The organism is Pseudomonas sp. 2hn, assembly GCF_019646095.1.
Classification (GTDB): domain Bacteria; phylum Pseudomonadota; class Gammaproteobacteria; order Pseudomonadales; family Pseudomonadaceae; genus Aquipseudomonas; species Aquipseudomonas peradeniyensis.
The window spans coordinates 898,121-915,375 of sequence record NZ_CP081016.1 but is presented as its reverse complement, the minus strand read 5'-3'; the positions used below and the strand labels follow the sequence as shown (position 1 = coordinate 915,375).

Annotated in this window: 16 protein-coding genes; 5 read left to right on the top strand and 11 right to left on the bottom strand. The window is 66.5% G+C overall.

The annotated features are described in order from the left end of the window. Positions 1–171: 171 nt before the first annotated feature. The 6 genes from K2O50_RS04275 to K2O50_RS04250 form a co-directional block, all read right to left on the bottom strand. Complete coding sequence (locus K2O50_RS04275) at positions 172–2,574, bottom strand: TonB-dependent receptor (protein WP_050706843.1); 2,403 nt, start codon at positions 2,572–2,574, stop codon at positions 172–174. Positions 2,575–2,773: 199 nt separating this feature from the next. Then, positions 2,774–3,745, bottom strand: coding sequence for a FecR family protein (locus K2O50_RS04270; protein WP_050706844.1), 972 nt, complete (start codon positions 3,743–3,745; stop codon positions 2,774–2,776). Then, a complete protein-coding gene (locus K2O50_RS04265) occupies positions 3,742–4,293 on the bottom strand; it encodes an RNA polymerase sigma factor (RefSeq protein ID WP_050706845.1) in 552 nt (183 codons plus the stop codon). The genes K2O50_RS04270 and K2O50_RS04265 overlap by 4 nt, the downstream gene beginning before the upstream one ends. Before the next feature lie 4 nt (positions 4,294–4,297). After that, positions 4,298–4,624, bottom strand: a complete 327-nt coding sequence (locus K2O50_RS04260; RefSeq protein WP_050706846.1) for a DUF3325 domain-containing protein — start codon at positions 4,622–4,624, stop codon at positions 4,298–4,300. After that, complete coding sequence (locus tag K2O50_RS04255) at positions 4,624–6,186, bottom strand: PepSY domain-containing protein (RefSeq protein ID WP_050706847.1); 1,563 nt, start codon at positions 6,184–6,186, stop codon at positions 4,624–4,626. The genes K2O50_RS04260 and K2O50_RS04255 overlap by 1 nt, the downstream gene beginning before the upstream one ends. Next, on the bottom strand, positions 6,183–6,488 hold the full coding sequence (locus K2O50_RS04250) for a DUF3649 domain-containing protein (RefSeq protein ID WP_050706848.1): 306 nt from the start codon (positions 6,486–6,488) through the stop codon (positions 6,183–6,185). Before K2O50_RS04250 ends, K2O50_RS04255 begins: the two co-directional genes overlap by 4 nt. 179 nt (positions 6,489–6,667) lie before the next feature. Here K2O50_RS04250 and K2O50_RS04245 point away from each other — a divergent pair, with 179 nt between their 5' ends. The 3 genes from K2O50_RS04245 (at position 6,668) to fecA (ending at position 10,733) form a co-directional block, all read left to right on the top strand. Beyond that, positions 6,668–7,162, top strand: a complete 495-nt coding sequence (locus tag K2O50_RS04245; protein WP_050706849.1) for a sigma-70 family RNA polymerase sigma factor — start codon at positions 6,668–6,670, stop codon at positions 7,160–7,162. A 213-nt stretch (positions 7,163–7,375) separates the two neighbouring features. Then, positions 7,376–8,302, top strand: a complete 927-nt coding sequence (locus tag K2O50_RS04240) for a FecR domain-containing protein (protein WP_050706850.1) — start codon at positions 7,376–7,378, stop codon at positions 8,300–8,302. A 121-nt stretch (positions 8,303–8,423) separates the two neighbouring features. Further along, entirely contained in the window at positions 8,424–10,733 is a 2,310-nt protein-coding gene (gene fecA, locus K2O50_RS04235; protein WP_050706851.1) for a TonB-dependent Fe(3+) dicitrate receptor FecA, read from the top strand. 182 nt (positions 10,734–10,915) lie between these two features. Here the strand turns inward: fecA and K2O50_RS04230 are convergent, their stop codons facing one another. Together K2O50_RS04230 and K2O50_RS04225 are read right to left on the bottom strand one after the other, a co-directional pair. Beyond that, complete coding sequence (locus K2O50_RS04230) at positions 10,916–11,398, bottom strand: glutathione peroxidase (RefSeq protein WP_050706852.1); 483 nt, start codon at positions 11,396–11,398, stop codon at positions 10,916–10,918. Between the two features lie 146 nt (positions 11,399–11,544). Next, positions 11,545–12,030: a peptidylprolyl isomerase gene (locus tag K2O50_RS04225; protein WP_050706853.1), complete on the bottom strand. Its 486-nt coding sequence runs from the start codon at positions 12,028–12,030 to the stop codon at positions 11,545–11,547. Here K2O50_RS04225 and K2O50_RS04220 point away from each other — a divergent pair. After that, positions 12,029–12,331, top strand: coding sequence for a DUF3565 domain-containing protein (locus K2O50_RS04220; RefSeq protein ID WP_050706898.1), 303 nt, complete (start codon positions 12,029–12,031; stop codon positions 12,329–12,331). The two genes, K2O50_RS04225 and K2O50_RS04220, sit on opposite strands and share 2 nt — an antisense overlap. 32 nt (positions 12,332–12,363) lie before the next feature. Beyond that, entirely contained in the window at positions 12,364–14,454 is a 2,091-nt protein-coding gene (gene pta / locus K2O50_RS04215; protein ID WP_050706854.1) for a phosphate acetyltransferase, read from the top strand. A 145-nt stretch (positions 14,455–14,599) separates the two neighbouring features. Here the strand turns inward: pta and K2O50_RS04210 are convergent, their stop codons facing one another. The 3 genes from K2O50_RS04210 to K2O50_RS04200 form a co-directional block, all read right to left on the bottom strand. Beyond that, on the bottom strand, positions 14,600–15,319 hold the full coding sequence (locus K2O50_RS04210; RefSeq protein ID WP_028689530.1) for an OmpA family protein: 720 nt from the start codon (positions 15,317–15,319) through the stop codon (positions 14,600–14,602). A gap of 95 nt (positions 15,320–15,414) precedes the next feature. Beyond that, positions 15,415–16,056, bottom strand: coding sequence for an MBL fold metallo-hydrolase (locus tag K2O50_RS04205; RefSeq protein ID WP_050706855.1), 642 nt, complete (start codon positions 16,054–16,056; stop codon positions 15,415–15,417). 115 nt (positions 16,057–16,171) lie between these two features. Then, a complete protein-coding gene (locus K2O50_RS04200; RefSeq protein ID WP_050706856.1) occupies positions 16,172–17,191 on the bottom strand; it encodes a Glu/Leu/Phe/Val dehydrogenase dimerization domain-containing protein in 1,020 nt (339 codons plus the stop codon). Positions 17,192–17,255 lie beyond the last annotated feature (64 nt).

Sequence of the window (17,255 nt, the reverse complement as noted above, 5' to 3'; positions counted from 1 at the left end):
CGTTTGGCACCGGCTTCGCCGGTGATCGCGGGCAAGCCCGCTCCCACGCTGGAACCTTGTTCCCTGCGCGACAGCGCAGCCCGGAAGGCTGTGTGATCTCCTACAGGAGACCGCGTACCTCTGTAGGAGCGGCCTCGTGCCGCGAAAGGACCGCAAAGCGGTCCCGGCGATCTAGAACTCCAAGGTGCTCGACAAGCTCACCTGCCGCGCATCCCCCACCGCGACGAAATACCGGTTCACCGCCGAGCTGTAATACACCTTGTCGAACAGGTTCTTCACGTTCAGCTGCAACCGCACCTTGTGCTCGTCCAGTTTCGTTTCATAGCTGGCAAAGGCATCCGCCACCGTGTACGCCGGCAGGTCGAAGTCATTGGTGGCGTTCCCCGCACGTTCACCCACATAGCGCGCACCGGCCCCCAGCCTCAGGCGATCACCGCCGAACAAGCTGCCATAGTCATACACCGCCGACAGCGAACCACTGTGCCGGGCGACGTTCTGCAGGCGATTGCCCTTGAGCTGCGGGTCCTTGGTCACCTCGGCGTCGGTGAAGGCGTAGGCGCCGATCAGGCTCCAGCGCTCGCTGAGCTGGCCGGTCAGGTCCAGCTCGACGCCCCGTGAGCGCACTTCGCCCGCGTTGCTGTAGAGAATGGTGCCCGGCAGGGTGTCGCCGTCGGCCACCAGCACGTTGCGCTTGGTGATGTCGAACAACGCCAGGGTACCCGTCAGCGCCCCCGGCACATCGAGCTTGGCCCCGATTTCCCAGGACTTGCCCTCCTCCGGCGCGATGCCTGAGTCCAGGGTCAGGGTGCGACCACCGCCGATGCTCAGCGGGGCGATGGTCGAGTTGGGCTTGAACGACTCGCTGTAGCTGCCATAGAACGACAACTGGTCATCGACCTTGTACACCACGCCCGCATGGGGCACCCAGGTCTGGTCGCTGGTGTCGGTGTTGACGTTGAACGGCCGGCCGCGACCGGCGTACTGGTCGTATTGCTGGAAGCGCCCGCCGGCCACCAGGATCCAGTGCTCGTCCAGGTGCCAGGCGTCCTGCAGGAACAGCGAATCGGTGCGCAGCTTGTCGGTCTGGTCGCTGTCGCTGGCGCGCACGCTGGTGCCTTCCACTTCGCGGCCATAGACCGGGTTCAGGTAGCTGAAGGTCGAGCGGCTGTTCTGGCGGATCAGGTCGGCGCGGTAGACCTTGCGGTCCTCGTGGTCGACACCGACCACCAGGTCGTGGCGCATGCCCGCCAGCTCAACGCTGCCGTTGAGGCTGAGGGTGGCGAACTGGTCGCGGCTCAGGGCGCCCTGGGTGCCATCGATGCTGCGTGACAGCGTGCCCTTGCTTTCATCCACGCCGGTCACGCGGACCTGGCTGGCGTCGTAGGTCTCGCGGTTGAAGCTGTAGCCGAAGTGCAGTTTCCAGTCGTCGGCCAGGCGATGATCGACCTCCAGGCGGTACAGGTCGGAGCGACCCTCCATATCGTTGAACGGCTCGTCGAGGCGGCGGGTGGCGGGAATGTTCAACGGGTGGCCGTCACTGCCAAAGGCGGTGCCACGGTCGAACGGGTAGAGAAACTCGCGGTGCTCATAGGCCAGCACCACCTGGGTGTCCTCGCCGTACCAGGCCAGCGACGGCGCCACCAGCGACTCGCGGTGCACCCCGTAGTTGCGCCAGTAGTCCTCGTCCTCGTGATCGACGATCAGGCGGTAGGCCAGGTTGCTGTCACCCAGCGCCCCGGTGCTGTCCAGGCCGCCGCCGCTGCCGTTCTTGCCGCTGCCGTAGGTCGAGCCCCGCAGGGTCAGGGCGTTGTACTGCTGCAATTGCGGGCGCTTGCTGACCACGTTGATCACCCCACCCGGGTCCTGGATGCCATACAGCAGCGACGCCGGCCCCTTGAGCACCTCGACCCGCTCGGTACTGGCGTTGAGGGCGCGGCCCTGCACGATCGGCATGCCGTCGCGCATGATCGAGCCGTCGCGGTTGTCACCGAAGCCGCGCTTCATCACGGTGTCGGCGGTGCCGCCGAAGTTGTTGCCCTGGGTGATGCCGCTGACGTTGTACAGCGCATCGTCCAGGTTGCGCGGCGCCTGGTCGCGGATCACCTGGGCCGGGACCACGTTGACGGCCTGGGGGATGTCCAGCGTCGCGCCCTGGCCGCGCATGATCGAGGCACTGTCCGGCGGCTGATAGCTGTAGTCATCCAGCTGTGAGTTGATGGTGGTGGCCTGCAGGTTCAGCGCGCCGGAGGTGTCGAGCGGCTCCAGGGTCAGGGTGCGGGCATCGATCCGGCGCCAGGCCAGGCCCGAGTTGCCGAGCAACTGCTGCAGCGCCTGGTCGGCGTCGAAGGTGCCGTTGAGTGCCGGGGCCTGCACATCCGGCAGGGCCAGGGTGTAGACCACGCTCTGCCCGGTCGCGCGGCTGAAGGCGTTGAGTGCCTGGGCCAGCGGCTGGCTTGGCTGGGCGAAGCTGTAGACCTGGCTCTGCTGCGCGGCCAGGGCCTGGGGCACGATGGCGATAGCGGGCAGGGAGCAGAGGCCGAACCAGAGCGGGACGCAACGCGGGGTGAACTTCATGGACGCGGACCTGTGAGAGGGATGATCGTTTGCGAATGAATCGCACTTCCACTCACTACACGGATGCCGTGGGGGGATACCTCATCACCTGATCGAAAAATTTTTGCTTTACCGACGTCTTCGCGGGACAAGCCCGCTCCTACAGGGACCGCGCAAGCCTCGTGGGAGCGGGCTTGCCCCGCGATGGCGTCGGAACAGGTCAACGCAAGACGGTCAGCCGACCCAGCACCGTCTGCCGCGAGAAGCCCATCACCTTGCCCAGCGAATCCAGCGCCGCTAGTGGTTCCGCCACCGGGAAACTGCCACTGACCCTGCGCTGCCCCAGCTCCCCGTCGAGCAACAGGATCCGCCCGGGGTAGTAACGCCCCAGGTCCTCGATCACCTGCGCCAACGGCACCTGGTAATAGTTCAGCCAGCCCTGGCGCCAGGCCAGGCGGCTGTCGCTGTCCACCGCCTCGACCCCGCCGGCCACGCCGCCGGCATAGGCCAGTTGCTGGTTGGCCGTCAGCTCGCGGGCCGCCTGTCCTTGGGCCGGCGTCACCGCCACCCGCCCGCTGCGCACGGTGACCTGGGCGCCATCGCCCTGCCCGCGCACCTCGAACTGGGTCCCCAGCACTCGCACTTCACCGCCCTGGGCATCTACCAGGAACTGCTCGCCGGTATGGGTCACCTCGAAGAACGCGGCGCCGCGCAGCAACCGCACGCGCCGTTCGCCCTGGGCAAAATCCACCGCCACGGCAGTGCCGGCATCCAGGGTCAGCCGCGAATGATCGGCCAAGGTCACCTGCCGCACCTGCGCGCCGCTGGTGTAGTCGGCACGCAGGTCCTGCAGCCAGAACTGCGGCTGCCAGCCCGCCGCGCATCCCAGCGCCAGCACAAGACACGCTGCCACCGCCAGGCCGCGCCACGGCCGCTTGCGCGCGGGTCGGCGCATGGCGTCCAGATATTGTTGCAGGCCCTCTCGCTCCTCGAGTGCCAGCCGCGCCGCCGGTGCTTCGCTGAGGCGCCACAGCGCCTGGGCCTCGACATAGGCCTGGCGATGGGCCGGGCTCTCCAGCAACCAGCGCTTGAACGCCGCGCCCTCGGCTTGCGCCGGCTGCTGCTGGATGCGCCCCAGCCAGCGCAGGGCGGCCTGGGACTGTGCGGCAGTGATCGGCTGTTCAAGACTCATCGACGGGCGCTCCCTGGCCGGCGCAGTGGGGACGCGGGTTCGGCGACGCTCGCCTTGCACGCTTCGAGGGCGCGCATCATATGCTTTTCCACCGCGCTCTGGGACAACTGCATGGCCTTGGCGATCTCGCCGTAGGTGCAGCCATGGATGCGGTTGAGCAGGAAGATCTGCCGCGTGCGCTCGGGCAAAGCCCGCAGGGCCATCTCGATACGCTGCAGGTCGTGGTCGACCTCCAGGGCCTGCTCGGGGGCCTGGCTGCCCTGCGGCTCATCGGGGTCGTGCAGGCCTTCGGCGGCCCGGTCGCGGCTGCCTTCGCTGCGCAGGTAGTCGATGGCCAGGTTGCTGGCGCTGCGCAGCAGGTAGGTGTCGAGCGCCTCGACCTTCACCTCGGGGCGCCGCCAGAAGCGCAGGAACAGGTCCTGGACCAGGTCCGACGCCGTGGCGCGGCAGCCGACGCGCCGGCTGACCAGCGCCTCCATGCGCGCGCGCTGGGCCAGGAATACCTGGACAAAACGCGCCCGACCGCCGCCAGCCTCGGAGTCGCTCAAGGGCCTAGACCGCCAACACGGCCAGCAGTGGCCCGAGCACCAGGCTGGCGAGCGCCGCCCCGAGCAGCAGGCGCGGCTGGTACGGCAGGCCGAACACCCACAACGTAACCCCGGCCATCAGCAAGGCGATCCATTCCACCAGGCCCAGGGCCCAGCCGCGCCCGTGCACGGCAAGGATCAACGACAGCAGCAGCAAGGCCCAGCCCGCGACCTTCAAGGCTCGTAGTTGCCGGCCCGTGGGCTTGCGCCCGAGCAGGTCGTTGAAATGCTTTTCCATGGCCAGGCACAGGCCGGCGAAACCGGCGAAGCCCATCAGCGCGATCCCCAGCATCAGCTCGCCTCCACGGTCTTGGCGGCACGTGGCGCACGCTTGGCGACCGCCTTGGGCGCACGCAGCATCTTGCCGGCAGCCCAGGCCAGGAACAGGCCAGTGGCCAGCGCCGTCAGGTCGAAACCGGCCATCGCCCAGTCACCCGCGGCGATGGAGTGATCCAGGCCCTTGTCGGTGATCAGCGCGTTGAGCAGCGGCAGCACGACGAACGCCAGCGCCCCCAGGGTCAGTTGTTCGCCCCAGGCACGGCGCCCGCTGCGCAACATGGCGTGGAGCAATGAGGCGCCCCAGGCCAGGAAGAAAGCATTGATCTCCCAGTCGGCCCGCCCATCCATGGCCGTAGGCAGCAGGCGATTGGCCCAGAAGAACGCCGCCACGCCCAGCAACAGGCCGCTCATGCTGGCGATGTTCAGCACTTCGACCAGGCGCAGCTCGCCGGGCATGCGCTCGCTCTTGGCATGCTTGAGCTGGCGCTTGCCCAGCCACATCACCAGCCCCGTGCCGATCACCGCTGTGCCGGCCACGCCGAAGGCGAAGTACAGCCAGCGCAGCCAGGGCCCGGCGAAATTGCCCATGTGCAGGCCGACGAAGGTGAAGGAGGTGGTCATCGCCGCGCTTTCCGGCGCGCCGCGACGCAGCAGCTCGCCGCTGACGCCATCGAAGGTCCAGATGGCGCTGCGCTGGTAGGCGACGCTGTCGGCCGAGGCGCGGGTGAAGGTGACCCGGGCGTTGCGGTCGCCGGGATTGTGCACCTGGATGTAGCCCATGCGCGCCCCCGGCGCCTGTTCCTGGACCTTGGCGTACAGTTCGGTCAGTGGCGCCAGCGGCGCGGCCTGGGCCGCCGCCTTGGGGACTTCGTCGCGGCCGAACACATCGTTGAAATAGCCGCTGCTGTCGCCGTAGCTGGCCAGGATGCTGGCCGGCATGACCATGTACATGAAGATCACCAGACTGCTGTAGCTGATCATCAGGTGGAACGGCAGCACCAGCACGCCGATGGCGTTGTGGCCATCGAGCCAGGAGCGCTGGCCCTTGCCCGGGCGGAAGGTGAAGAACTCCTTGAAGATCTTCTTATGGGTGATGATCCCGGTGACCAGCCCCAGCAGCATGATGAAGGCGCAGAAGGTCGACAGCCAGCGACCCCAGGGGTGGGGCATCTGCAACTGGAAGTGGAAGCGGTAGAAGAACTCGCCGCCACGGCTGTCACGGGCCTCGACCGCCTCGCCGGTGCGGGCGTCGAGTTCCTTGTCGGTGAAACCCCGGCGCCCGCCGCCGTTCGGGTCGCGCCAGCTGACGCTCAGCGCCGCCTCGCGCTCGCTGGGCAGGCGGATGAACCAGGTGCTGGCGTGGCCGGCATTGGATTCCAGGTATCGCTGGGCAAGGCCAAGACTGCTCACCGGGTCGAGCGGATGGCTCTGCACCTCGGGCTGGGTCCAGTGGCTGATTTCTTCCTTGAAGTACGACAGCGTCCCGGTAAGGAAGATGGCGAACAGCAGCCAGCCGAAGATCAGGCCGGTCCAGGTGTGCAGCCAGGCCATGGCCTGGCGGAAGCCTTCTTTCATGGCAGGTTCATCCAGTAGGCCAGTGCGTTGATCAGCCCCAGCGCCAGGCTTGGCAGCAGCATGCCCAACCAGGCGCGCCAGGCGCTGCGGCAGGCGAAGCACCAGATGAAGGCGATCAGGTAGAAGAGGAACGACAGCATCATCCCGGTCATCGTCGCGTCGGCCTGGGTCATCGGCGCAAGCAGGGTGATGCAGACACTGGCCATCGACGCCAGCAGGTAACCGCCCAGCAACGCGGCCAGGCTGCGTGAGGTCACGGCCAGGCGGTAGCTCAGGGGAAGGCCGGCGGCTTTACTCTTCATGGCGAGGGTCCGGGAAATGGGGCTGCAATACTAATGATTTCAATTCTCATAAGCAAAGCATGCCGGCACCAGCGGTACGCCTGCCTTGCGTCGGCAGCGATTGCCGAACACCGACGGCATGAATACAATGCGAACAATTCTTACTTCCAGTTGCGCTTTGCGGCGCCGGAGTCGTATCGGTGTCCAGTGCCCTCTCTTCCACCGTCGAAGGCCTCTACCACGCCCATCACGGTTGGCTGACCGGCTGGCTGCGACGGCGCCTGGGCTGCCCGCAGAGTGCCGCCGACCTGGCCCAGGACACCTACCTGCGCCTGCTGCAGGCCCGCGAGACGCCGCAGCTGATCGAACCCCGTGCCTTCCTCACCACCGTGGCCAAGCGTGTGCTGTGCAACCACTTCCGCCGCCAGGAACTGGAGCGCGCCTATCTCGAGGCCCTGGCCCAACTGCCCGAGCAGGTGGCCCCCAGCGAGGAAGACAAAGCCATCATCCTCGATACCTTGCTCGAACTCGACCGCCTGCTAGATAGCCTGCCGCCGCTGGTCAAGCGCGCCTTCCTGCTGGCCCAGGTCGATGGCCTGGGCCAGGGCGAGATCGCCCGCGAGCTGCGCATTTCCCTGGCGACGGTCAAGCGCTACCTGCACAAGGCGGCCTTGCGCTGCTATTTCGCCCTGTGAATCCTGCCTTTCAAGGTTTTGCGATGTTTGAGATATGACTGATCCAATTCGAGATTGCTGGGGTCGCTTTGCGACCCTTTCGCGGCACAAGGCCGCTCCTACAGGGGGCGCGGTCGCCTGTAGGAGCGGCCTTGTGCCGCGAAAGGGCTGCAAAGCAGCCCCGGCAAATCCAAACCGGACGCCAATTCTCAATACGCTGAAAGGGCTGCCCCTGTGAACGCAGCCTTTTCCTCGCAAATCGCCGAACAGGCGGTGCACTGGCTGATCGAGTCGCAGAGCGACGACTTCGACCAACACCAGGCCCTGGAGCGCTGGCTGCAGGCCGACAGCGAACATCAGCGGGCCTGGGCCCATATCCAGCAGGTCAACCAGCGCCTGCGCGGCGTCACCGCTCCGGTGGTCCACGCCACCCTGCAGGCGCCGCCGTCGCCGGCCAGACGTCGCGCCCTCAAGGCGCTACTGCTGGTAGGGGTGGCCAGTGCCGCCGGGCTCGGCCTGCAACAACACAATCCGCTACCAGGACTGACGGCCGACTACCGCAGTCCGGTCGGCCAGCGCCGCCGTCTGACCCTCGACGACGGCAGCCAGTTGCACCTGAACACCCGCAGCGCCGCCGATGTGCGCTTCGATGGCCGGCAGCGCCTGGTGCGCTTGCAGGAAGGCGAACTGCTGCTCGAGGTGAGCAACGATCCACGGCCACTGCGCCTGGCCACGGCCCAGGGCGAGTTGCATCTGCACAGCGGACGCTTCGACGTCCGTCAGTTCGACGGTTTCAGCCTGGTATCGGTGTTCAGCGGCAGCGCCAGCGTGGCCGGCACACCGCTGCTGGCCGGGCACCAGGCGCGCTTCGCCCGTGGCGGCTGGCAGGCGGTCGCACCGCTGGACCCCAACCGGGCGGCGTGGGTGGAAGGTATGTTGGTGGTGTCACAGATGCGCCTGGGTGACTTTCTCGCCGAGCTGTCGCGGTATCGACTCGGGCAGTTGGGATGCAGCGAGCGGGTGGCGGATTTACGGATTTCCGGATCGTATCCGCTGGCAGACAGTGAGCGGATCCTGGAGATGCTGGAAGTGACGCTGCCGGTGAAGGTGCGACGGTTCACCCGGTACTGGGTGTCGCTCGAGGCGGCGTCAACGGGCTGAGAGGCAAGCCCGCTTCCACGAATCCCGACTCCAACCCAAATTTATTTCATTTCTGTTGAGCCATTTCCCGAACCTCGCGTGACAGAGAAGACAGACCCCCTTGTCACAGGACCTCCGTCACATGCCCCTGCGCCTCAGTCCCCTCGCCTACGCCCTGATCCTCGCCGCCCCGCTCGCCCTGGCCGGCGAACCCCGCGGCTATCACATCGCTCCTGGCACACTGGAACAGGCCCTGAACCAGTTCGGTCGCGAAAGTGGCGCGCTGATCTCGTTCAGCCCGGGCCTCACCCAGGGCCTGAGCAGCCCCGGCCTGGAAGGCCAGTACGAGGTCGGCCAGGGGCTCGATGCCCTGCTGCGCGGCACTGGCCTGCAGGCGCGCCTGGAGACCGACAACGCCTACAGCCTGCAACCGCTGCCGGCCACGGGCAGCAATGCCCCGGTCGAGCTGGGCGCCTCGACCGTGGTCGGCGACTGGCTGGCCGAGGCCCGCCAGGACAACGTCTTCGAGCACCCAGGCGCCCGCGACGTGGTGCGCCGCGAGGAATTCGAACGCAGCGGCGCCAGCAGCGCCCGCGAAGTGCTCAACCGCATTCCCGGCGTCAACGCTCCGGAGAACAACGGTACCGGCAGCCACGACCTGGCGCTGAACTTCGGCATCCGTGGCCTGAACCCACGCCTGGCCTCGCGCTCCACCGTGCTGATGGACGGCATTCCGGTGCCCTTCGCGCCCTACGGCCAGCCGCAGCTGTCGCTGGCGCCGATCAGCCTGGGCAACATGGACGCCGTGGACGTGGTGCGCGGCGGCGGCGCGGTGCGCTACGGGCCGCAGAACGTCGGCGGCATCGTCAACTTCGTCACCCGCGCCATCCCTGAAGAAGCCACCTTCAAGGCAGCGATGCAGAACCAGATCAGCCCGTCGTCCAGCCAGGATGGCCTGAAGAACAGCGCCAACCTGCTGATCGGTGGCACCAATGCCAACGGCCTCGGCGGCGCCCTGCTCTACTCCGGCACCCGGGGCAGCGACTGGCGCGAGCACAGCAATACGCAGATCGACGACCTGATGCTCAAGGGCAAGCTGCAACTGGACGACGCCAACAGCCTGCACGCCATGGCCCAGTACTACGAGGGCGAAGCCGAGATGCCCGGCGGCCTGAGCACCGCCGCCTTCGACGCCGACCCGTACCAGTCGACCCGCCTCAAAGACAAGTTCTGGGGCCGCCGCACCCTGTTCAACCTGGGCTACGACTACAAGCAGGACAACCGCCAGTTCAGCGTCAACAGCTTCTTCACCAAGACCCTGCGCAGCGGCTACCTCGACCAGGGCAGCTTCGTCTCGATGTCGCCACGCGAGTACTGGGTACGCGGCATCGAGACCCGCTTCTCGCAGGGCCTGGCCTTGGGCGACAGCTGGCACGAACTGGGCATCGGCTACCGCTACGTCAACGAGGCCGGGCATGAACTGCGCTACCGCGAGCCGGTCAACGGCGCCCTGCCGACCACCGCCAGCCGCAACGACCGCGACACCCGCGGCAGCACCGAAGCCCACGCCATCTACCTGGATGATCGCATCGACATCGGCCGCTGGACCATCACCCCGGGCATCCGCTACGAGATGATCGACTCCGAGCAGAGCAACAAGCTCAACGGCCAGCAGTACCAGGGCAGCTACAACACCGCCCTGCCGGCCCTGAACGTGATGTACCACCTCACCGACAATTGGAACCTCTACGCCAATACCGAAGGCTCGTTCGGCAGCGTGCAGTACAGCCAGATGCCCAACCGTGTCAGCAGCGGCGAAGTGAAGCCGGAGAAGGCGCGCACCTGGGAAGTCGGCACCCGCTACGACAATGGCGACCTGCAGGCCGAGATCGGCGCCTTCCTGATCAACTTCGACAACCAGTACGAAAGCAACCAGACCAACGACTCGGTGATCGCCCGCGGCGAAACCCGCCACCAGGGCATCGAGACCAGCGTGCGCTACGCCCTCGACGGCCTGAGCCCGGCCCTGGCCGGCTTCGACGTGCACGCCGGCTACGCCTTCGTCGATGCCAGCATCCGCGAGGACGGCCCGAACAAGGGCAACCAGGTACCGTTCTCGTCCCGCCACAAGGGCACGCTGGGGATCGGCTACACCGAAGGCCCGTGGCAGTTGAACCTGGACAGCAGCTTCCAGAGCAGCCAGTACGCCGACAACGCCAACACCGCCAGCGAGAGCGCCGACGGCAGCACCGGGCGCATCCCCGGCTACATGCTGGTCAGCACCCGCGCCGGCTATGACTTCGGCCCTGCGCTTTCGAACCTGAAGGTGGCGGTGGGGGTGAAGAACCTGTTCAACCGCGAGTACTACACCCGCTCGTTCGACGACAACAACAAGGGCAAGTACGTGGGTGAGCCGCGGACGTTGTATGTGCAGACGTCGGTAGCGTTCTGACGGCCTAGGGCAGAGGTGGATGACGCCGTTCCCTCTGTAGGAGCGGCCTTGCCGAGGCGTCGGACCGGCCGGAAAGGGCCGCGAAGCGGCCCCGGCAATATTGGCTGCGTAGCTGAAATCCTGGGGCTGCTACGCAGCCCTTTCGCGGCACAAGGCCGCTCCTACAGGAGTGTGGGTGCAGATCAGGCCAGCGCCTTCTCGATCGCCTGCACCACGGTCGGATCATCCGGCGCGGTACGCGGGGCGAAACGCGCCAATACACGGCCATCCTTGCCAACCAGGAACTTCTCGAAGTTCCAGGTGATATCGCCGGGGAACTCGGCCCCTTCACCCGCCAGCAGGCGATACAGCGAATGACGCTGTGGCCCGTTGACCTCGAGCTTGGCGCCCAGCGGGAAGCTCACCCCATAGTTGAGGCTGCAGAATTCCTGGATTTCCTTCTCGCTGCCAGGTTCCTGGCCGGCGAACTGGTTGCACGGCAGGCCCAGCACATTGAAGCCCTTGTCCCGGTAATCCTGATACAGGTTCTCCAGGGCCTTGTACTGCGGCGTCAGCCCGCACTTGGAGGCGACATTGACCACCAGCACCACCTGGCCCTTGAACGGGGCCAGCGGCAGGTCCTCGCCGTTCAACGCCTTCAACGTCAGGTCGTGAAATGCACTCATGATGAAATCCCCTCTCAGGTTCCCGATTGCCGCTGGGGCGAATCCCGCCCACTAAAAAGGCGCGCGGCCAAACCGTCCACCCTCCTGAGGAGGGCAAGTCCGGCTTGCCCGAGCGCCTGGCGACTCTCTGAGCTTAGCGCAGAAAATCAGTGGTGATGACCACCTTCACCGTGGATGTGACGGTGAGCGATTTCTTCTTCGCTGGCGTCACGCACGTCGACGACCTTGACCTTGAAGTTCAGGCGCTGGCCGGCCAGCGGGTGGTTGCCGTCGACGGTGACGTCGTCGCCGTCGATGTCGCGGATGGTGACGATCTGCATCTGGCCGTCCGGCGCCGAGGCGTGGAACTGCATGCCGACTTCCAGTTGGTCGACGCCTTCGAACATGCTGCGGTTCAGGGTGCTGACCAGTTCGGCCGAGTACTCGCCGTAGGCTTCTTCCGGTTCGATGGCAACGGTCAGCTCGTCACCGGCCTGCTTGCCTTCCAGGGCTTTTTCCAGGCCCGGGATGATGTTGGCGGCACCGTGCAGGTAGACCAGCGGCGCACCACCGGCGGAGCTGTCGATGACCTCACCAGCGTCGTTGGTGAGGGTATAGTCGATGGAGACAGCCTTGTTGGCGGCGATCAGCATGGGGCAAGACCTTTTGCAAAAGAATGTAGAACGGACAAGTGTAACCAACGCATCGACCGATTGCGAACGCGACTCGGACCAAGGGCCGCCCATCAGTCGGATCACCGACTTCCACCTCGACGAAGAGGGCCACTGGGTGGTCGAGCTGTCCTGCGGCCATACCCAGCACCTGCGCCACCAGCCGCCGTGGCAGGCGCGGCCCTGGGTGCTCGATGCCGACGAGCGCGCCCGGCGCATCGGCCAGGTATTCGCCTGCGGCTGGTGCGCACAGGGGGCGGTTAGCGATACCCTTGGTCGCTGAATTCCTTGCACCGCTTATTTCGAGAAGCACGCATGCAGACATTTTTCATCGCGCCGACCGACTTCGGTGTCGGCCTGACCTCCATCAGCCTGGGCCTGGTCCGCACCCTGGAGCGCGCCGGGCTCAAGGTCGGCTTCTTCAAGCCGATCGCCCAGCCGCACCCCGGCGACACCGGCCCGGAGCGTTCCAGCGAACTGGTCGCCCGCACCCACGGCATCAAGCCACCCACGCCCCTGAGCCTGGGCCATGTCGAGCGCATGCTCGGTGACGGCCAGCTCGACGAGCTGCTCGAGGAAATCATCCGCCTCTACCAGCAGGCCTGCGTCGGCAAGGACGTGGTGGTGGTCGAGGGCATGGTGCCGACCCGCCATGCCAGCTATGCCGCCCGGGTCAACCTGCACCTGGCCAAGAGCCTGGACGCCGAAGTGATCCTGGTATCGGCGCCGGAGAACGAGGTACTGAGCGAGCTGTCCGGCCGCGTCGAGCTGCAGGCCCAGTTGTTCGGCGGCCCGCGCGACCCAAAGGTGCTCGGGGTGATCCTCAACAAGGTGCGCACCGACGAAAGCATGGCCGACTTCGCCACGCGCCTGCGCGAGCATTCGCCGCTGCTGCGCGGCAACGACTTCCGCCTGCTCGGCTGCATCCCCTACCAGGCCGAGCTCAACGCCCCGCGAACCCGCGACGTGGCCGAGCTGCTCGGTGCCCAGGTACTCAACGCCGGCGACTACGACCAGCGGCGCATGAGCAAGATCATCATCTGCGCCCGCACCGTGGCCAACACCGTGCCGCTGCTGACCTCCGGCACCCTGGTGGTGACGCCGGGCGATCGCGACGACATCATCCTCGCCGTGTGCATGGCCGCGATCAACGGCGTGCCCCTGGCGGGCCTGTTGCTGACCAGCGACAGCAAGCCCGACCCGCGCATCCTCGAGCTGTGCCGCGGCGCCCTGCAGGCCGGCCTGCCGATCCTGTCGGTGAGCACCGGCTCCTACGACACCGCCAACCAGCTCAACTCGCTGAACCGCGAGATCCCGGTGGACGACCGCGAGCGCGCCGAGTTCATCACCGACTTCGTCGCCAGCCAGCTGGACGCCGCCTGGCTGCACCAGCGTTGCGGCACGCCACGGGAACTGCGCCTGTCGCCGGCGGTGTTCCGCTACCAGTTGATCCAGCGCGCCCAACAGGCCAACAAGCGCATCGTCCTGCCCGAGGGCGCCGAGCCCCTGCTGGTGCAGGCCGCCGCCCTGTGCCAGGCCCGTGGCATCGCCCGCTGCGTGCTGCTGGCCAAGCCCGAGGACGTGCAGGCCGTGGCCCGCGCCCAGGGCATCAGCCTGCCACCGGACCTGGAGGTGCTCGACCCCGAACTGATCCGTGGCCGCTATGTCGAACCGATGGTCGAGCTGCGCAAGAGCAAGAACCTCAACGCGCCAATGGCCGAACAGCAACTGGAAGACCCGGTGGTGATCGGCACCATGATGCTGGCCCTCGGCGAAGTGGACGGCCTGGTCTCCGGCCTGGTGCACTCCACCGCCAACACCATCCGCCCGGCCTTGCAGCTGATCAAGACCGCGCCGGGCAGCAGCCTGGTGTCATCGGTGTTCTTCATGCTGTTCCCCGACCAGGTGCTGGTCTACGGCGACTGCGTGATGAACCCGCACCCCAGTGCCGCCGAGCTGGCCGAGATCGCCCGGCAGAGCGCCGAGTCCGCTGAATCGTTCGGCATCGCGCCACGGGTGGCGATGCTCAGCTATTCCAGCGATTCGGCGGCCAGCGACGAGGAAGTGGAAAAGGTGCGCGAGGCCACGCGCCTGGCGCAACAGGCCGAGCACGACCTGGTGATCGACGGGCCGTTGCAGTACGACGCCGCCGCCAACCCCGAGATAGCCCGGCAACTGGCGCCGTCGAGCCCGGTGGCCGGACGTGCCACGGTGTTCGTGTTCCCCGACCTGAACACCGGCAACACCACCCACAAGGCGGTGCAGCGCAGCGCCGACTGCGTCAGCCTCGGGCCGATGCTGCAAGGGCTGCGCAAGCCGGTCAACGACCTGCCCCGTGGGGCGCAGGTGGACGATATCGTGCATACCATTGCGTTGACGGCGATTCAGGCCAGTACCGAGCGCTGAAAACAGATGGGGCCGCTACGCGCCCCTTCGCGGGTAAACCCGCTCCCACAGGTATCGCGCAAGGCCAAAGTCATGCACAAACCCTGTGGGAGCGGGTTTACCCGCGAAGGGCTGCGAAGCAGCCCCATCTGTTCAGAACTACAAATTATGGGTACTGCTGCACAGTCCCCTGCTGGTCATACTGCTGACCCGGGATCGGCTTCAGGTTGACCTCGACCCGGCGGTTCTGCGCACGGCCATTGGCGTCGGCGTTGCTGGCGATCGGCTGGTCCGGCCCCATGCCACGCACGCTGACCCGCGACGAATCCACGCCTTGGGAAGTCAGGTAGGTACTGACCGCCTGGGCACGGCGCTGCGACAGGTCCATGTTGTGCTGGCGGCTGCCGGTGCTGTCGGTGAAGCCCACCACCTCGATGGTGTTCTGGTTGAACTGCTTGAACGAGTTGGCCAGGTTGTTCAGCGGCGAGTAGAAGCTTGGGGAAATGTTCGCCGAATCGGTGGCGAAGGTGATGTTGCCCGGCATGATCAGCTTGATCTGGTCGCCCTGGCGCTGCACCTCGACGCCGGTGTTGGCCATCTTCGCCCGCAGTTCGGCTTCCTGCTTGTCGGCGTAGTAGCCGTAGCCGGCGGCAGCGGCGCCCACCGCGGCGGCGCCGATCAGCGCGCCCTTGCCGCGGTTGTTGTGATCGATGGCGGCACCGGCGATGGCGCCGGCCAGCGCGCCCAGGCCACCGTACTTGGCGGTCTTGCTCATCCCTGTGGAGCCCTGCGCCTGGCCCTGGTTGTCATACGGGTTGGGGCTGGCACAACCGGACATCAGGGCGGCGGCGGTAGCGACGATAATCAGACGACGCATGGTGAACATGGACAAGCTCCTACTGAAATTCAAAAGTGCAGCGGATCGACTACGGATCTATGCCAGCCTTGGATTGCAGCGCAGCGGAAAAATTCCATGAAACCTCAGGCACGCACGAACGGATTCTCGCGCATCTCGTCGCCGAGGCGGGTGTCCGGGCCATGACCGGTCACCACGATGGCTTCCTCATCCAGGCGGTACAGCCGTTCCTTGATGGAACGAACGATAGCCCGCTGATCGCCACCCCACAAATCGGTGCGCCCGACGCCACGGCGGAACAGGGTATCGCCGGCGATCAGCAACTTGTGCTCGGCGAACCAGAAACTCATCGAGCCCGGCGTATGCCCTGGGGTGTGCAAGGCCACGCCGCAACCGCAGGCCAGCTCCTCGTCGTCGCTCAGCCAGCGATCCGGCGACGGCACCGGCGTGTAGGGCATGCCGAACATCTGGCACTGCATTTCCAGGTTTTCCCACAGCGGCTGGTCGGCCTTGTGCAGGTGCAGCGTGGCACCGGTCAGTTCCTTGAGCTTGCCCGAGGCGAGGAAATGGTCGAAGTGAGCATGAGTGTGGATGATGCTCACCAGGGTCAGGCCGTGGTGCTGCAGGCGGGCGAGGATCTTCTGCTCGTCGCCGCCCGGATCGACGACGATGGCCTTCTTGCTGAGCGGGTCGCCGATCAGGGTGCAGTTGCACTGCAGCGGGCCGACGGGGAAGGTTTCACGAATAAGGGTGGGTAATGGGTTCATGTCTACCTGGGAACATCAAAGATGACGACCGCTCGGAGTCGCCCTGCGCAATAAGACGGAGGTCCTTTCGATGGTATTGAGGAACGATCTTCACCACAAGCGGCCGGTCCGAGCCTCAGCCATACAGCAACCGCTCCGCCAACATCTGCGCCACCCTTGCCGGCGAGCGTTTTTCCGCCTGGGCATGGGCGAACACCTCGGTCAGGCGCGTGGGAATTCGCGCCAGGTGCGCGGTGATGGTGCCCACGGCCTCACCCCGATGGGTCAACGCCACATAGATCAACCCGCCCGCGTTGATCACGTAGTCCGGCGCGTACAGGATCCCCCGGCTCTCCAGCTGGTCGGCCACCTGCAAGGTGGTCAGCTGGTTGTTCGCCGACCCGGCCACCGCCGCACAGCGCAGCTGCATCACGCTCTGCCCGTTGAGCACCGGCCCCACGCCACAGGGCGCGAAGATGTCGCACGGGGTGCTGATCAAGGCCTCGTGGGCCACCGGGTGGGCACTGAACTGCTCCACCGCCAGGCGCACCTTGCCCGGGTCCAGGTCGCTGACCAGCAACTCGGCGCCCGCCGCGTGCAGTTGCTCGGCCAGGGCATAGCCCACGTTGCCCAGGCCCTGCACCGCCACCCGCAGGCCCTCCAGGTTGTCGCTGCCCAGCCGGGCCATGGAGGTGGCGCGAATGCCGGCGAACACGCCCATGGCCGCATGGGGCGACGGGTCGCCCGAAGCAGTGGTGCTGGTCACGTAGGGAGTGGACTGGGCGATACAGTCCATGTCGAGGGTCGAGGTGCCGCTGTCCACCGCCGTGATGAAACGCCCCTGGAGACTGTCGACGAAACGTCCGAAGGCCTCGAACAGCGCCGCGCGGTTTTCCACATGCGGATTGCGCACGATCACCGCCTTGCCACCGCCCATCGGCAGCCCGGCCAGGGCCGCCTTGTAGCTCATGCCCTGGGCCAGGCGAATGGCGTCGGTCATGGCGCTCTCGTCGTCGGCATAGGGCAGGTAGCGGCAGCCGCCCATGGCTGGGCCCAGCTGTTCGCTGTGGATCACCACCACGGCCTTCAGGCCCGTGGGCGGGTCGATGAACAGGTGCAGTGACTGGGCGCGGGTGCTTTGCATGAGCTCGAACATAGACGGGCTCCCCAAAGAGGTGCTCCTACCAGTATAAACAGGTCGAGGCCGGACACCGCACGGG

Bases quoted from the DNA above. Each gene is read 5' to 3' on its own strand.
- K2O50_RS04275 (WP_050706843.1), bottom strand. From the start codon at position 2,574: ATGAAGTTCACCCCGCGTTGCGTCCCGCTCTGGTTCGGCCTCTGCTCC.
- K2O50_RS04270 (WP_050706844.1), bottom strand. From the start codon at position 3,745: ATGAGTCTTGAACAGCCGATCACTGCCGCACAGTCCCAGGCCGCCCTG.
- K2O50_RS04260 (WP_050706846.1), bottom strand. From the start codon at position 4,624: ATGCTGGGGATCGCGCTGATGGGCTTCGCCGGTTTCGCCGGCCTGTGC.
- K2O50_RS04255 (WP_050706847.1), bottom strand. From the start codon at position 6,186: ATGAAAGAAGGCTTCCGCCAGGCCATGGCCTGGCTGCACACCTGGACC.
- K2O50_RS04250 (WP_050706848.1), bottom strand. From the start codon at position 6,488: ATGAAGAGTAAAGCCGCCGGCCTTCCCCTGAGCTACCGCCTGGCCGTG.
- fecA (WP_050706851.1), top strand. From the start codon at position 8,424: ATGCCCCTGCGCCTCAGTCCCCTCGCCTACGCCCTGATCCTCGCCGCC.
- K2O50_RS04230 (WP_050706852.1), bottom strand. From the start codon at position 11,398: ATGAGTGCATTTCACGACCTGACGTTGAAGGCGTTGAACGGCGAGGAC.
- K2O50_RS04220 (WP_050706898.1), top strand. From the start codon at position 12,029: ATGGGGCAAGACCTTTTGCAAAAGAATGTAGAACGGACAAGTGTAACC.
- K2O50_RS04225 (WP_050706853.1), bottom strand. From the start codon at position 12,030: ATGCTGATCGCCGCCAACAAGGCTGTCTCCATCGACTATACCCTCACC.
- pta (WP_050706854.1), top strand. From the start codon at position 12,364: ATGCAGACATTTTTCATCGCGCCGACCGACTTCGGTGTCGGCCTGACC.
- K2O50_RS04210 (WP_028689530.1), bottom strand. From the start codon at position 15,319: ATGTTCACCATGCGTCGTCTGATTATCGTCGCTACCGCCGCCGCCCTG.
- K2O50_RS04205 (WP_050706855.1), bottom strand. From the start codon at position 16,056: ATGAACCCATTACCCACCCTTATTCGTGAAACCTTCCCCGTCGGCCCG.
- K2O50_RS04200 (WP_050706856.1), bottom strand. From the start codon at position 17,191: ATGTTCGAGCTCATGCAAAGCACCCGCGCCCAGTCACTGCACCTGTTC.